This window comes from Anaerolinea thermophila (assembly GCF_020723905.1).
Classification (GTDB): Bacteria; Chloroflexota; Anaerolineae; order Anaerolineales; family Anaerolineaceae; genus Anaerolinea; species Anaerolinea thermophila_A.
In genome coordinates, this window is record NZ_DYHZ01000005.1 from 201,257 (window position 1) to 215,854 (window position 14,598).

Genomic DNA, 14,598 nt, shown 5'->3' on the forward strand with positions numbered 1-14,598 from the left:
TTTTCATTTTACCCAGCAATAATATTTAATTCAGCGAGGATCTATGAGCGCAATCATTTCCTCTGATGTGGAAAAGAAAGCCTGGTATAACCGCCCTTATTTTTGGGTTTTAATCGTGATTATAGGAGCCCTCTTACGATTGATTGGCTTGGGTTCATCTCCGTTAGGAGAAAATGAAGCCAGACTTGCTTATCAGGTGATTGATCTACAAAGCGTCTCTGGGTCCTCATCTCCCTTATACATCAGTTTCACCTCTATTTTCTTCTGGCTTTTTGGGCCAAACAATTTCCTTGCTCGTTTCTTCCCCGCACTCATGGGGATTAGCCTTATTCTATTACCCTTTTTTTTGGATCAAGAACGAAAAAATGGACTGGCATTGTGGATTGCTTTATGGCTGGCGATTGATCCTGCACTTGTGGCGGTTTCCCGTCAGGTAAATACTCAAATCATCTTGCTGACTACATTGTTCTATGCTTTTGTTTTTCTTTGGAAAAAAGATTATTTCAAAGGCTTGTTGTTTGGTTGCCTATCTTTTTTTTCGAGCCCATTAATATTCCATTTTCTTGTTCCTGTACTGCTGACCGGTTGGCTTGCAACAGTTTTCTGGAAGGTAAACCTACCAGATATCCATATAAAAAGGCTTGAAAAAAGGCATTTTTGGCTGGCAGTCGTTCTTGCGCTATTATTCATGACCTGTTTCATGGTGATTCCTCAAAATATAGGAGTATGGGCAAACTTTTTGCCCCATTATCTTGAGACATGGCGATCATCTACTGGAATGCATTTTATGCAGTTCCTGTTTGGAATGTTGGGCTATGAGTTGGGGTTGGTGTTTTTTGCGGTTTTGGGAGCCGTGTATTTTCTGAAAAATAATCAGACCATAAAAATAATTACTCTATGGATAACATTATGGTTGGTCTGGATTTTGATTTTCCCGGGAAAAGAAGTCTTCGATTTGATTTTTATAATCCCCCCGCTTGCTTACCTCGCTGGTTTACAGATTCAAAACATGGTTAAACAGTCAGGTGAAGGGGCAAAGGGTTCTCTACTTTTAGGCGTGGTTTTATTAGGAATTCTGGCATACCTCACTCAAATCATTTTTCGAATGGGCGGAATAGGGGATAATGAAAACCTTCTGTTGAAAATTTTGCCCATTGCCATACCCATCATCATGGCAATGATTTTAACTTTGCTTGTTTCGTGGGAAAGATCATTGTCCACGGCATTGCATGGGATCTATTGGGCATTGGGAACTTTCCTGGTCATCTTAAGCGTGTTTTCTCTTTTCCGAATCACTTCTCCTCAAAGCGATCAAGAGATCTGGAAAATGCCAGGGCGGATCCAGGAAGAAAAGGCAATATTCTCATTTATCCAGAATGTAAATGAGTGGAGGAAATCCCATACAAAACCACTGACAATTGTAGCCCCTTCCGAAAGATACGTATGGCGTTGGGCTTTTCGTGATCGTTTAAATGTTTCCTATATCTCAGGAGAGTATGATGGGTTTAATCCTGATGTGGTCATTGCATTCAATACGCTGGGTTTCAATGAGTCCAACGCGTATCGGGGAAGGGCGTTTTTAGTGGATCAAAGGATTGCCTGGGAACTTCTTTCACCGCCTGAGTGGTTTGATTGGATGTTTTCACGCAGTCTTCCCGAAGCGGTGATACAAAAACAGGAAGCCATCTTGTGGGTAAGGAATGATATCCTGCCAGAAGGTTTGGTAGGGAATGAAAGTCTAAATTTGAATTCGGAATTAGACAATCCGGCGAACTGATATTGTATATTAATTAGATTATAATAAGAATAATAATCCGAGGGTAAACAAAAATCTTCTTGAAGTCGGTGATATGAAACGAATAACGATTTACACAGATGGAGCATGTATCGGTAATCCCGGCACGGGGGGGTATGCTGCCATTTTAATCAATGAAAACCATAGAAAAGAAATTACCGGAGGTTTTCAATATACGACCAACAATCGAATGGAACTCATGGCTGCCATTGCAGCATTGGAAGCATTGAAAATGACCTGCGAAGTAGATTTGTATTCGGATTCAAAATATCTGGTCGAAAACTTTAACTCTGGAGCAGTATTCCGCTGGCGGGAGAAAGGGTGGAAGAGAAACAAAAAGGAACCGGCGGAGAATGTTGATTTATGGGAGAAGTTCCTGACACTGTGTGAAAAGCATCGGGTTCGGTTACACTGGGTAATGGGGCATCAGGGAAATCCCGAAAATGAAAGATGCGATTTTCTTGCTCATCAGATGGCACGCAGAAAAGACTTACCCAGGGATATTGCTTTTGAAGAAGGATCCACCAGGTCTTTTGAACCTTCCTTGTTTTAAAACCAATTGTAGAAAAGAGGAAAAATGAAAATATTAGTCACCGGAGGGGCTGGTTTCATTGGGTCTCATGTGGTTGACCTGATGATTGAGGCTGGGCATGATGTTGTTGTGGTTGACAATCTCTCAACAGGACGGCAAAGGAATCTCAACCCTAAAGCAAGATTTTATCAGGTGGATATCCGGGAGCCCGAACTACGGTATGTATTTGAACAAGAAAAGCCCGATGTAGTGGATCATCACGCTGCCCAGATGAATGTCAGGCGTTCTGTTACCGATCCACTATATGATGCGGATGTCAATATTCGAGGTTCGGTGCACTTATTGGAACTTTGTAGAGAATTTCATGTTCGCAAGATAATTTATATTTCAAGTGGTGGGGCTGTTTACGGGGAACCTGTTTATCTTCCATGTGATGAGGAACATCCAGTTCGTCCCTTGTGTCCGTATGGTTTAACGAAGTATGCGTTTGAACTGTATTTATATATTTATCAACAGAATTACGGAATTGATTACACAGTGTTTCGATATCCGAATGTTTATGGACCCCGTCAAGATCCTTTAGGTGAGGCGGGCGTCATTGCCATTTTCACTGGTCAAATGTTACGGGGACAGCCTGTGACCATTTACGGTAGTGGTGAACAGGTTCGGGATTATGTTCATGTCCATGATTGCGCGCTGGCAAATTTGCTTGCTTTAGAGAACGGTAGTGGTCGTGTTTATAACCTTGGTAGTGGGCAGGGAACATCAGTAAAGGAATTGTTCAGACGCTTGAAATCCATTACAGGATATGCGGGCGAGCCCGTTTATGCGCCTGCAAAGGTTGGAGAAACCTTTAAAATTTACCTGAATGCTCAAAGGGCTAAAGAAGAGTTAGGATGGTCGCAAACCATTTCTCTGGATGAAGGGTTAAGCCAAACGGTGGAATATACAAAGAAGAGTGAGATGGCTTAATTTGAATTGAATTGCAATTCAATTACGATCCTTCCAGAGAGATTGACATTTGGTGACTTTTTAGATTAATATTCTCCAAGGAGAAATTGCAGAATAAATTTTGGGAACAGAATATTGTTAGATTTGTGGAGGCGTTGACTCAGAACCAGGGAATTGGTCGCTTTCCCGAAAGTGTGGGAAGTGTTCTGACGAGCCAATAGCGAAACCGACCACAAAAAGCGGTCGGTTTCGCTTTTTAAAAAGGATATTTTTGCCAGCCATATGGAAACAAATTACCAAATTGAAAGTATGAAAATCCCTAACCGTTCATCTGAAAAAGGAAATGGCGTAAGTTTGTATTTGCAACGTCAGGCGGATTCGCTCGCCCGATATTTCCTTGAACAATTAATTTACTTCCTCTTTGGCTGGATTCCAACGATTGCAGGAATTGGCATAAGAGCCATAGTGTACCGGCTCATCTTATCAATGAAAGGGCTGGTTGCCATTGAGTCTGGCGTGCGATTGCGATTTGCAAATCACATTGTGCTGCATCATGGCGTTTACCTGGATCAGGGGGTTTATCTACATGCTTGCCCAAATGGGATTGAAATTGGTCAGAATTCCATTGTAATGCATGGCGCGGTTTTGCATGTTTACAATTTCCGATCGTTACCTAATGCCGGAATTCGCATAGGAAATAATTGTTTGATTGGAGAGTATTCTGTAATTCGTGGTCAGGGTGGGGTATGGATTGGGGATAGAGTTTATACCTCTCCCTTTACACAGATTCTGGCTGTAAATCACGTCTTTCGTGACCCAGAGGAGCCTTTTATTTATCAGGGAATTACAGCCGAAGGAATTGTAATTGAAGATGATGTTTGGCTGGGGGCTGGTTGCATTGTAACCGACGGGGTGAAAATTGGAAAAGGGTCTGTTGTTGCTGCCGGCTCGGTAGTAACCCATGATGTTCCTCCCCATACCCTCGTTGGTGGAGTCCCGGCAAAGATTATTCGGGAAATTAGCAAGGAAAATTTCCCCGAAGATCACCGGAAAATTTATTTCTAACACCTATTAGAGATGTGTTATGTCAATGTTGTCAATTGTGATCCCTGCATACAATGAAGAGCACGGTATTGCAGAAATAATGAATAGGGTCTTACAAATTCGAGATGAATTGAAAAAAGTAGGCATCTTTGAAATGGAACTCCTGGTTGTTAATGATGGCAGCCGGGATAGGACAGCAGAAGAAGCCAGCAAGGTTGCCGAACAATTTGATTGCGTGCGTGTGCTTTCTCATCCGAAAAACCGGGGGTATGGAGCAGCCTTAAAAACAGGGTTTAATGAAGCCCGCGGAGAACTCATTGGATTTCTGGATGCAGATGGTACTTATCCACCAGAATACTTCCCACAGTTATGCCTGGCGGCTTTGAATGGTGCCGATCTGGTCATTGGGTCTCGTATGGCAGGGGCAGAAAGCAAAATGCCCTTAACACGCAGGATTGGCAACATTATTTTTGCAAATCTCCTAAATGTTTTAGGATGGCAAAGAATTACCGATAGTGCTTCTGGTATGCGTGTATTTCGCAAAGAAATTTTGAGGAGACTTTCGCCGCTACCCGATGGTTTGAATCTTACTCCCGTAATGAGCACAAGGGCAGTTCACGAAGGAATCAAGATGGTGGAAGTACCCATTCCTTACAGCGAAAGGGTAGGACGCTCAAAACTCAGTGTAATTCGAGACGGGACCAGATTTTTCCAGTCCATGGTTTGGACTGTTTTAGGATATAACCCTGTTCGTGTTTTGGGCATACTTGGGTTGGCTGGGGTGATACCTGCAGGATTAATAGGACTTGGACTGGTTGTTGCTCGATTGATGGGAATCACTACTTTAGGCCCCTGGGGCGTGGTAGCGGTTTTTACCGCGCTGGTTTTAGGCGTGACTGGTGTAAGCCTTTTTGCTTTGGGAGCGACTTTTAACTACATTGTGTCTTTGTTTTACAAGATCCCAATCCGGCAAGGTTTGTTTGGTAAACCCATTTTTAAGAAACCTTTGGAGCAGCAGTTTGGATGGATGGGACTGCTCTCTGTTCTGGGTGGTTTAATCATTGGAGTAGTCAGTCTGGTTCTGGGATTATCAGGATGGGAAATTACTCGACTATGGCTGTATTTACTCGGTGGAGCACTGTTGACATTGGTAGGAGTTCAACTGATGATTTACTGGATTTTGATTCGCATTTTAGGTGAATTAAGCCAGAGGGAACTGCTCACTGAGAAGGATCTTAACGGTGATTTTCTTGAGGAATGAAAGGAGTTAGAAATGGAACAACAACAACGAGAATTTAAAAATCTTGGTACCGCGCGCATTGCGAAACTTCGCGAATCCAATTTCCCAAATGCAGATGAGATCGTGAGGGACTCTATACACAATCGAGAGCGATCTGCAGATGCCGTTGATATTTTACTGGTAAACCCTCCATCTCCTGATGGAGGAATCTGGATTCGTTCTCAACACCGGGTTGGCAGACGTTCCCGCGAGAACATGGTCTGGCCACAGGTATCTCTTGCTCAAATGGCAGCCATTCTACGAGATGCCTATACAGTCAAAGTGATAGATTGCATTGGTTCACGAATCGGGTGGAAGGAATTTAAGGCGTTACTTGACCGTTATCAGCCCAAATACTACCTGACACAGGTTACTGCACCGACGCTGGAAAATGATATGTATGGAGTTTTCCTGGCAAAAAACCGTGGTGCAAAGACCATGGCATTTGGCACTCACGTCACTCCCATCCCTGTGGAAACTATGAGAGGATTCGTTTCATTGGATTATGTGCTGTATGGTGAACCTGACCTGACCATTAGGGATTTACTCGATCATCTGGAAAACAAAGTTAACCAGCGCCCTCCAGAAATTCAAGTGATGTTTGATAAGGAAATGGGATACAAGCCTTCTATTGAAGAGGGCGTGTTGAACATGGCTGGCATTCGGGGCATTGTCTGGAGAAGAGGAGAAGAAATCATAAAAAACCCTCCCAGACCGTTTATTGCCGACCTGGATGATTTGCCTATTCCTGCACATGAACTCTTGCCGTTGAAGAGTTACCGGATGCCAATGATGAAAGGACCATTTACTTTTATTGTTACCAGCCGGGGTTGTACAGCGGGATGTACTTACTGTATCAAACATGTTTCCTATCAATACACAGTAAGGTTGCGCTCCCCTGAAAAGATTGTGGAAGAACTTTGGGTCTTAAAGAACCTGGGGATTAATAATATTCACATGTACGCTGATCTTTTCACTGTGAGTCGTGATCAGGTTGTTGAGTTGTGTCGGCTAATTATTGATCAGGGATTGAAAATCAAGTGGACTTGCAATAGCCGTGTGGATTATGTGGATGAAGAGATGCTTAATCTCATGGCTAAAGCCGGTTGCTGGTTTATTTCCTGGGGCATTGAAAGCGGAAATGAGCAAATCCTCCGACACGCTCGTAAAGGAGCATATCCCGAAAGAGCCATTCATTCCCTCACACTTGCCAGGAAGGCGGGTATTCGCAACTGGGGATATTTCATCATTGGTTTACCCGGTGAAACTGAAGAGACAATCCGTCAGACGATTGATTTTGCTAAAGCGCTTCCTTTGGACCTGGCTCTTTTCCATATCGCTGCCCCGTATCCGGGAACGCCATTTTTCTTCGAGGTTGTCCGAGAAGGCTGGTTCCGAAAAGGAACTCGTTGGGAACAGGTGGATATGGACAAAGAAACCGTTTTGGATTACCCGCATTTATCTGCAGAGCGAATGATGTACTGGCAGCGAAGGGCATTCCGCGAATGGGCTTTTCGTCCAGGTCCTATGTTGACTTACTTGAAAATGTTATTGTCGGATGTTCACACATTTAAGATCGCCCTTGACGTTGGCATACAAACCTTGCGCTGGCAGATAAAGGGCTCGTAATGGTGCAGTTAAGCAAACATGGAGGTTTATAGTTATGGGACACTTAGATGAGTACATGAAAGACCTAAAAAGTGTAATTGACAGAATTCCCCTTGAAAAAGTTGAAGAGATTATCCAGTTGCTGCATCAAACCCGGATGAATGGGAAGCAGGTTTTTATTCTAGGAAATGGGGGTAGCGCTTCGACAGCCTCTCATATGGTTTGTGATCTGGCTAAAAATACCAGGAAACAGGGTTTACCTCATTTCCGTGTTTTTGGCTTGACCGATAACATGGCAATCATGACTGCTTATGCCAATGATGAAGGGTATGATACGGTTTTTGCAAATCAACTGGATAATTTAATTGAGGCTGGGGATCTGGTCATTGCCATTTCGGCGAGTGGAAATTCTCCAAACGTAATAAAAGCAGTGGAGTTAGCCAACCAGAGACGAGCCATTACTGTTGGCTTTACGGGAATGACGGGGGGAAAACTGATACATCTTGCACAAATATCGATTCATGTTCCAAGCATGCGAATTGAACAGGTTGAGGATGTTCATCTCATGTTAGAGCATATGATTTGTAGTGCCATAAAGAACCTTGAAATTCCTGTTCAGACCGGAGAAATTATCACTCAAGAACCTCTAGATAAGGCAGAACAGTTATTTGGATTCCCGGTGGCTACTGAAAGTCAATTTCAGTTTGATCAATCGGAATTGCTTGAGGTCATTACCAGAGAATTTTCCGAAAAACTGGACCTTCACGAATTTTTACCGAAAATTTTAGATTTCACCGTACAATCCGTGGGGGCGACCAGTGGTTCCATTGTTGTGCTTGATGAGAATGGGGAAGTGATTGAGGGAGCCATTACCTATGCCGGGGAAGTTCTTCGAAAGTCTACAAACACCTTAAATCGCGCCACCCAGGAAGGTTTGGCTAACTGGGTGATTGAAAATCGTCAACCGGCTCTGGTAGAAAACACTATGAGAGATCCACGTTGGATGAAGTCTGAACCGCAAAAAGTCCAGACAGATGTAGCGCGTTCAGCCATTTGTGTTCCCTTGATGGTGCAGGATCGTGTGGCAGGAGTGTTAACACTCAGTCGTACTTCACCTTATCATTTCACCATGGAAGATTTAGCCATGCTGACAACGATAACTGTTGCAATTTCTTATTCTTTCAGGCGAAAAGCCTGAGAAAATTTTGATAAAACCATTGCCAACATCAAAAATTGCGGTATAATTACAACAGCAATCGGGGCGTGGCGCAGCCCGGCTAGCGCGCTTGCATGGGGTGCAAGAGGTCGAAGGTTCAAATCCTTTCGCCCCGACAAGAACCACCTTTAGGGGGGTGGTTCTTTTGTTTTCTTGTAGTGTTTAGAGTAGGTGCATATAATCAGACATTATGATGAGACAAATAATTGCAGTGACACTTGAGGGTGCTTATTTATCGATCAATATGGTTTTTAGCGATGTTCAGTATTCATTTGCTGATACTCATTTTGCTCTTTTTTGTCCGTTCAGATCGAAAACGCCCTGTTACCGGAAACCTTAACCAGTTTCCACGGTTGCTTGTCCAATTGCCGATTTATAATGAAAGATATGTTGTACTACGTGGGGAGAACTAATCCTCTCTTTATATGGTATCTCTGCAGCAATCTTGGTGTTTCATAAATTGCCGGCTGCAGTTCCGTTGTTTATTAGTCTGGCGTTTACAATGAACGCTTTTTCAGAGATGGTTTATGCCCTGCGGAAAAGGGCAAAAGTTTATCAGTTGGTATAGCACTGAGCTTTGAGATGAAGAAATACGAGATGAATCGTCGGGAATTCCTCAAATTAATCGGGTTGGGATTAGGCTCGTTGGCGTTCCGTCCCTTACTTTATTACCCTGAATCGGGATATAGCGGGGATATTTTGCGTGTAGCCACATACTCGGTTTCCGTTTACAAAGAGCCAAACGACAAAAGTCCCATTTTATACCAGCGATATAGGGATGAATTAATCAATGTGTATGAAGAAGTCATTTCTCCCCATGGACCCGGCTATAATCCGATATGGTATCGGGTATGGAGAGGTTATATACACAGTGCCAGATTGCAAAAAGTAAAATTCCAACTTAATTCTGTAATTAACGAGATTCCTGAAGGCGGAAAACTTGCAGAAGTAACCGTTCCTTTTACTCAGTCTTTCCGTTATATCCCATGGCGAAAGAAATGGGAACCCGTATATCGCCTTTATTTTGAATCCACTCATTGGGTAACGGGAATTGAGCAGGGACCCGATGGAAAAGCCTGGTACCGCATTCATGATGAATTACTGGAATTCCATTATTTTGTTCCTGCTGAGCATCTTCGGTTGATTCCGGATGAGGAATTTTCTCCAATCTCTCCGGAAGTAAAACCATGGGAGAAAACCATAGATGTGTCCATTGCCAGACAGGAACTTATCTGCTATGAGGGAGCGAAAGAAGTTCTTCGTTCTCGCGTTTCCACCGGGGTTTCGCGATGGAATCCAGATCCCAATGCCGTCCCGACAGAAACGCCCACCGGAGAGTTCCATATTTTTTCCAAAATGCCCTCCAAACATATGGGGAATGGGCAGGTGACTGCGGATATCGAGGCATATGAACTGGTAGGAGTTCCATGGACCTGTTTCTTTGTTGAGACCGGAGTTGCCATTCACGGTACATTCTGGCATCGTAACTGGGGGACCCCTATGAGTAGAGGATGTGTGAATGTGCCTACGGAGATTGCGAAATGGATTTTTCGGTGGACAACCCCTGTGTGTGCCCCAGGGGTATGGGAGCAGAATGGTTATGGAACTCTGGTTGTGGTTCATTAGACAAAGTGGATAAATACCTGATTTCCCAATAATTTCCCTTTTCTGGTCAGGCGAAGGTTCCTTTGGTTGTTGCACCATTCAATCAAATCACGAGAAAGTAGAAAGTTAATTTCTTTTTTAAAAATTTCAAGCAAAGAAACTCCAAACCGTGAATAGAAATCTTCTAACTGTACTCCATTGTGGGTTAGTCGGAGTCCCACCATCATATATTCTTTCATTTGTTCCTGAAAATCTAATTTGAGCACCCGATCATTTGCCGGACTGGTGGGAAATGCTTGCGCAATTAAGTGGTTGATCTGATGGATATATTTTGGAATTGCACGCACGTTCTCTGTTCTGATGTTTTCAAAAAAACCATGTGCTCCAGCACCAAAACCCAAATAAGGTAAATAATTCCAGTATTGCAGATTATGACGGCACATTTGCCATTCTCCATTTTTGCCTGGTTTTGCCCAGTTAGATATTTCGTATTGTAAAAACCCGAATTCTGCCAGATAATCCATGGAAAATTCATACATCTCTGCTGTTTCATCTTCCGATGGCATGATGGTTTTTCCTTTTTCCACCCATTGATGAAGAGGCGTGCCTTCTTCTACTGTAAGGCAGTACAGGGATAAATGTTCTGGGTCAAGGGATAGGGCAAAGTCAAGAGAATATTTCCAGGTATCCATTGTTTGACCCGGAATGCCAAACATTAAATCCAGATTGATATTTTCGAAACCTGCTTGTCTGGCAAATCGTATAGATTGTTTTACATCATCTGGGGTATGTGTTCTTGTCAGAAGACTTAATTCTTCCTGGACAGCGCTTTGCATCCCAATCGATAGCCGGTTTACCCCTGCCAGCCTTAACGTTTCCAATAATTCTGGCTCTACACTCCCTGGATTGGCTTCCAGCGTAATTTCCGCTTCTTCCAGAATGAGAAATTGGGATCTTATGGCGGTCAGAATTTTTTGAATAAAAATTGCCGGAATAAAAGAGGGTGTGCCTCCACCAAAAAAAATAGTATGAACTGGGAACATTTGTGGAGCGGCATTACCGACCAGGGTAATTTCTTTGCACAAGGCATCTACATATGATGGAATCCACTTTTCCATCCCGGCGTATGTGTTGAAATCGCAGTAAGCGCAACGATGGACGCAAAAGGGGATATGAATATAAATACTGACCGGAATCATTGGTGTGAAGATATCATAATAGGAGAGTAATTGCAATACAGGTTTTAATCTGGAACCTGACCGTATGCATAAAAAGTGGGCACAAATGAAATGCGCCGACCGGATATGAAATGCCGGAAGTCACGTTGGCGATAAGACTGAACCTCGTCCATTGAAAGGTAATAAAGAAGATCCTTCTCAATCGTTTCCCATTCTTGCTCAAATTGTGTTGGTTCTTGTGGAAAATTCCACTCGCCGCTGTACACTCCTGTAGTGATGTGTGTAAGTCCACATTTGCTAAACAATGCCGATAATTGCCTTCCCATGGTTGGGATAATACCTCTTTGAACCAGTGATTGTGTCTGCATCTTTCCGATGTCAGCCGTATCTTGTGGAAAGTCAATCCTTGCTTCGTAATCAGGTTCTGCAATGGCAACAATCCACCCTGAAGGCATGGTGACTCGAATCATTTCCTTCAATGCGTCTTCAGGGGATTTTAACCAGAGAAAGACAAAGTGAGTCATTACGCAGTGGAAATACTTTGAAGGGAATGGGAGATGATATATATCTGCCTGAGCGTGAAAATAAACAGCAGGATGCTGATAATGGCTATAACGTACCATATCAAAGTCAATATCTATAGAGTGAACTTGAGCCCCATAGGAAATGGTTATATCTTCACTCAGGACCCCAGTTCCACAGCCGGCATCCAGAATACGAAAATGTTCTGGAAAACGATGACGGAAAAAGAAATCCCGGAAAGGACGCGTCCATTTCGATTGACGCTGGAACAAACGGTCAAGATATTCTATTGACGATTTTTCGTCTCTCAATGGCGGCATTCCAAATGGTTTCCCAGGAGTCTTTTAGAAAGTTTCCTAAAACTTGAAATTCGCCTTGTGAAAGCAATACATCTCCGTCCGGTTCTACGTAAAGCGATGAATATCCGGTGATCGTTTCTTTGTTCTCTTCAGATAGCGCAATCTCCAGTGCAACCGGATGGAGACGAGAATAAGGGACAGGGATATCCCAAATCAGGGAAATTCCCATTTCAGCAATTTTATCTCTCGCCCAAAAGACTTCGTCCCTGAAATCCAGGGAATTTGTGGATAGAGATAAGTTTCGGATGCCTTTCTGTTGAAGATGTTCGAACAAGTCTATGTATTCATGGCGTTTCTGATGAGTAATAGTAATGTGGACAGCTATGGAAATATCCTGCCTGATCAGGATATCCAGTTTTTCCCAGATCTCTTGATCACCTTCCTGGAAAATGATCATGATGTGATCCAATCCGCAATCATTAATCAGGTGTTGAGCGGTTTGCTCTGTCAGAGAGTAACCTGTAGAGAGCAAACCCGTCACCATTCCTAATTTACTGGCATACAGGATCAATTCCGGGCATTCTTCTCGCAGCAAAGGTTCACCACCGGTAAAAATGACATGAGGTATTCCTGCATCCCATGCTTTTTTCAGAATAGTTTTCCATTCTTCGGCACGAAGATCAGTCTTAACCCGTTCCACCGGCGCAGAACGAAGATAAGAAAGATCGGGATGACGATAGGTCAATGCACAATCTAGCCGATAAGGAGCAGACATTGCTCCGGTGTTTACTTCTACTCTTTCAATCCCCAGATAAGCAACAGGATCCACATCGGGAAGATTTAAAAGATTTTCTAGTTGACCGGTAAAGGCATTAAGATCAGCCGCTGCTTGTTCTCTGGAAATCCCATATCGCTTTTGTATCGTTTTAATGATTTGATCGTCTGTCCGATTTTCAAGTAAATGGTAAGTCAGTTCTGTCGCGGTTTGATTTAAGTGTAAAACAATGCTTCCATTCAGGATCATGATTCCAGTCCCATTTTTTTCTACCCTGAGGTGGACCTTGTTGGGAATGGAAGATTGTAATCTGAGAGTCCCACTGTAATTCCCTGCGGGGATGGGCTGATAGGCAGGAAAAAATCGGTTGAAAATTTCAGGAAAGTTCATATGATGTCCTCTCAGAACAGGAGATTCTGGTTATTTCATCAAGGATTGGCGAAGGTTTGAAAGAAGGGTCGAGTCCCCTTGCTAAAGGACATCCTCCACCGCAAACATCCAGAATTTGGCATTGTTTGCATTCTTCTGAAATTATTTGACGATTTCGAATGGAAACGGCAAGAGGATGGTTCCAGATGGATTCCCATGACTGGGATAATAAGTTCCCCAGTGGAGAATAATAAGATTGACATGGGATGACATCGCCATTGGGCTCTATCGCCATTGCATACAGTGCAGCAGTACAGCCTTTAATTCCCAGTCCCATCTCTAAGGGGTTGAAATCACAATAATGGGTAGGAGTGTACCAGATCAACTTTTGCCCCGTTTGTTGAATCGCCTGGTTGACATGTTCCAGAAGTTCAGGCAGTCTGGATTCGGGTAGTCCTGTCCGGGCAGATTTTCCATGTCCCGAGTATATGAGAGCGTTCATTCCGATAGTTGGAACTCCTAACTCATGCAGGAACTGGATTGTATCCAGAATGAAAGGGGAATTTTGCTGTAATAAAGTTGTATTGGTCATTACGTATAAAGAAGACTTCAAAGCATTACGAATACCTTCTACTGTCAGCCGCCACGCCCCTCGATGAGCAACCATTTCATCATGGATGAATTCAATGTGAGACTCAAGAGTAATTTGAACATGATCTAATCCAGCATCAACCAACTGTTTGAGATAATCGGGGTTAGCAAGGCGCATGCCGTTTGTGTTTAACCCGGTGATCATACCGGTCTTCTCGGCAAATTCTATTAATTCTGGCAAATCGTTCCTGAGGGTGGGTTCTCCACCGGTAAACACCAGATGAGGAATACCAATATCCCATAATTTTTGAATGATAGATTTCCATTTTTCTGTTGATAGTTCCTGAAAATCCCGAGGACGCGCATTATAGCAATGTGCGCACTGGTTATTGCACCGGTAGGTTATTGCCAGATCCATACGATAGGGAGCAAGGGGTACAGAACGAAAAGGTAAAATTGGCTCTAGTTCCAACTCACATATTGGACAATGGCTTAAAGGACTGGTCAGAACCTGGATTTGTGAAGCGATTTCTTTGTAATCTTTCTCTACAGTCACTTTGTCCATTGAGTACCAGTCTGCAAGTATCTCAATAGCCTTTTCTGAAGAATTGCCTTCCAGTGTCAGATAACACATCAGTGTGGCGCTTGAATTGAGATGAAAGATTCGGTTGGCGTTTACCACTAAAATACCACTCCTGTCCGGATTTATCCGCAGGTGTATGCGGATCCTGGAATTCCCATCGTTTTTTTGATAATGATAAAGTCCAGGATCTGGCAGGGGTGAGGTAACCTTACCAGCAAATATTCGTTTCAATAAACCGGGAATAGCCATCA

General features: G+C 43.3%; 12 protein-coding genes, 1 tRNA gene and 1 riboswitch. Of the genes, 9 read left to right on the plus strand and 4 right to left on the minus strand.

Annotated features, from left to right (window positions below):
* Window positions 1–43 precede the first annotated feature (43 nt).
* The 9 genes from LHF31_RS09400 (at window position 44) to LHF31_RS09440 (ending at window position 10,051) form a co-directional block, all read left to right on the plus strand.
* Window positions 44–1,777 carry a hypothetical protein gene (locus LHF31_RS09400; RefSeq protein WP_298003501.1) on the plus strand — a complete coding sequence of 578 codons (1,734 nt, stop codon included), beginning with the start codon at window positions 44–46 and terminating at the stop codon, window positions 1,775–1,777.
* Window positions 1,778–1,850: 73 nt separating this feature from the next.
* Window positions 1,851–2,348: a ribonuclease HI gene (gene rnhA / locus LHF31_RS09405; protein ID WP_298003498.1), complete on the plus strand. Its 498-nt coding sequence runs from the start codon at window positions 1,851–1,853 to the stop codon at window positions 2,346–2,348.
* A 24-nt stretch (window positions 2,349–2,372) separates the two neighbouring features.
* Window positions 2,373–3,299 carry an NAD-dependent epimerase/dehydratase family protein gene (locus tag LHF31_RS09410; RefSeq protein ID WP_298003495.1) on the plus strand — a complete coding sequence of 309 codons (927 nt, stop codon included), beginning with the start codon at window positions 2,373–2,375 and terminating at the stop codon, window positions 3,297–3,299.
* A 118-nt stretch (window positions 3,300–3,417) separates the two neighbouring features.
* A riboswitch (cyclic di-GMP riboswitch) is annotated at window positions 3,418–3,519 on the plus strand.
* A gap of 41 nt (window positions 3,520–3,560) precedes the next feature.
* Window positions 3,561–4,343, plus strand: coding sequence for a DapH/DapD/GlmU-related protein (locus tag LHF31_RS09415; RefSeq protein ID WP_298003490.1), 783 nt, complete (start codon window positions 3,561–3,563; stop codon window positions 4,341–4,343).
* A 19-nt stretch (window positions 4,344–4,362) separates the two neighbouring features.
* Window positions 4,363–5,583 carry a glycosyltransferase family 2 protein gene (locus LHF31_RS09420; protein ID WP_298003488.1) on the plus strand — a complete coding sequence of 407 codons (1,221 nt, stop codon included), beginning with the start codon at window positions 4,363–4,365 and terminating at the stop codon, window positions 5,581–5,583.
* A 12-nt stretch (window positions 5,584–5,595) separates the two neighbouring features.
* Window positions 5,596–7,230: a radical SAM protein gene (locus tag LHF31_RS09425; RefSeq protein WP_298003485.1), complete on the plus strand. Its 1,635-nt coding sequence runs from the start codon at window positions 5,596–5,598 to the stop codon at window positions 7,228–7,230.
* Window positions 7,231–7,264: 34 nt separating this feature from the next.
* Window positions 7,265–8,407: a GAF domain-containing protein gene (locus tag LHF31_RS09430; RefSeq protein ID WP_298003482.1), complete on the plus strand. Its 1,143-nt coding sequence runs from the start codon at window positions 7,265–7,267 to the stop codon at window positions 8,405–8,407.
* A gap of 59 nt (window positions 8,408–8,466) precedes the next feature.
* Window positions 8,467–8,541, plus strand: a tRNA-Pro gene (locus tag LHF31_RS09435).
* Between the two features lie 466 nt (window positions 8,542–9,007).
* On the plus strand, window positions 9,008–10,051 hold the full coding sequence (locus LHF31_RS09440; RefSeq protein ID WP_298003479.1) for a L,D-transpeptidase: 1,044 nt from the start codon (window positions 9,008–9,010) through the stop codon (window positions 10,049–10,051).
* Here LHF31_RS09440 and hemW read toward each other — a convergent pair.
* Genes hemW through LHF31_RS09460 form a run of 4 tightly spaced genes read right to left on the minus strand, consistent with a single transcriptional unit; the run spans window position 10,048 to window position 14,596 of the window.
* Entirely contained in the window at window positions 10,048–11,229 is a 1,182-nt protein-coding gene (hemW, locus tag LHF31_RS09445) for a radical SAM family heme chaperone HemW (RefSeq protein WP_298003476.1), read from the minus strand. The genes LHF31_RS09440 and hemW overlap by 4 nt on opposite strands.
* A 44-nt stretch (window positions 11,230–11,273) precedes the next feature.
* On the minus strand, window positions 11,274–12,050 hold the full coding sequence (locus LHF31_RS09450) for a class I SAM-dependent methyltransferase (RefSeq protein WP_298003474.1): 777 nt from the start codon (window positions 12,048–12,050) through the stop codon (window positions 11,274–11,276).
* A complete protein-coding gene (locus LHF31_RS09455) occupies window positions 12,007–13,194 on the minus strand; it encodes a PqqD family peptide modification chaperone (protein WP_298003471.1) in 1,188 nt (395 codons plus the stop codon). The genes LHF31_RS09450 and LHF31_RS09455 overlap by 44 nt, the downstream gene beginning before the upstream one ends.
* Window positions 13,181–14,596 carry a radical SAM protein gene (locus LHF31_RS09460; RefSeq protein WP_298003468.1) on the minus strand — a complete coding sequence of 472 codons (1,416 nt, stop codon included), beginning with the start codon at window positions 14,594–14,596 and terminating at the stop codon, window positions 13,181–13,183. Before LHF31_RS09460 ends, LHF31_RS09455 begins: the two co-directional genes overlap by 14 nt.
* Window positions 14,597–14,598 lie beyond the last annotated feature (2 nt).

Bases quoted from the DNA above. Each gene is read 5' to 3' on its own strand.
- rnhA (WP_298003498.1), top strand. From the start codon at position 1,851: ATGAAACGAATAACGATTTACACAGATGGAGCATGTATCGGTAATCCC.
- LHF31_RS09455 (WP_298003471.1), bottom strand. From the start codon at position 13,194: ATGAACTTTCCTGAAATTTTCAACCGATTTTTTCCTGCCTATCAGCCC.
- LHF31_RS09450 (WP_298003474.1), bottom strand. From the start codon at position 12,050: ATGCCGCCATTGAGAGACGAAAAATCGTCAATAGAATATCTTGACCGT.
- LHF31_RS09400 (WP_298003501.1), top strand. From the start codon at position 44: ATGAGCGCAATCATTTCCTCTGATGTGGAAAAGAAAGCCTGGTATAAC.
- LHF31_RS09415 (WP_298003490.1), top strand. From the start codon at position 3,561: ATGGAAACAAATTACCAAATTGAAAGTATGAAAATCCCTAACCGTTCA.
- LHF31_RS09460 (WP_298003468.1), bottom strand. From the start codon at position 14,596: ATGGCTATTCCCGGTTTATTGAAACGAATATTTGCTGGTAAGGTTACC.
- LHF31_RS09410 (WP_298003495.1), top strand. From the start codon at position 2,373: ATGAAAATATTAGTCACCGGAGGGGCTGGTTTCATTGGGTCTCATGTG.
- LHF31_RS09440 (WP_298003479.1), top strand. From the start codon at position 9,008: ATGAAGAAATACGAGATGAATCGTCGGGAATTCCTCAAATTAATCGGG.
- LHF31_RS09430 (WP_298003482.1), top strand. From the start codon at position 7,265: ATGGGACACTTAGATGAGTACATGAAAGACCTAAAAAGTGTAATTGAC.
- LHF31_RS09420 (WP_298003488.1), top strand. From the start codon at position 4,363: ATGTCAATGTTGTCAATTGTGATCCCTGCATACAATGAAGAGCACGGT.
- LHF31_RS09425 (WP_298003485.1), top strand. From the start codon at position 5,596: ATGGAACAACAACAACGAGAATTTAAAAATCTTGGTACCGCGCGCATT.
- hemW (WP_298003476.1), bottom strand. From the start codon at position 11,229: ATGATTCCGGTCAGTATTTATATTCATATCCCCTTTTGCGTCCATCGT.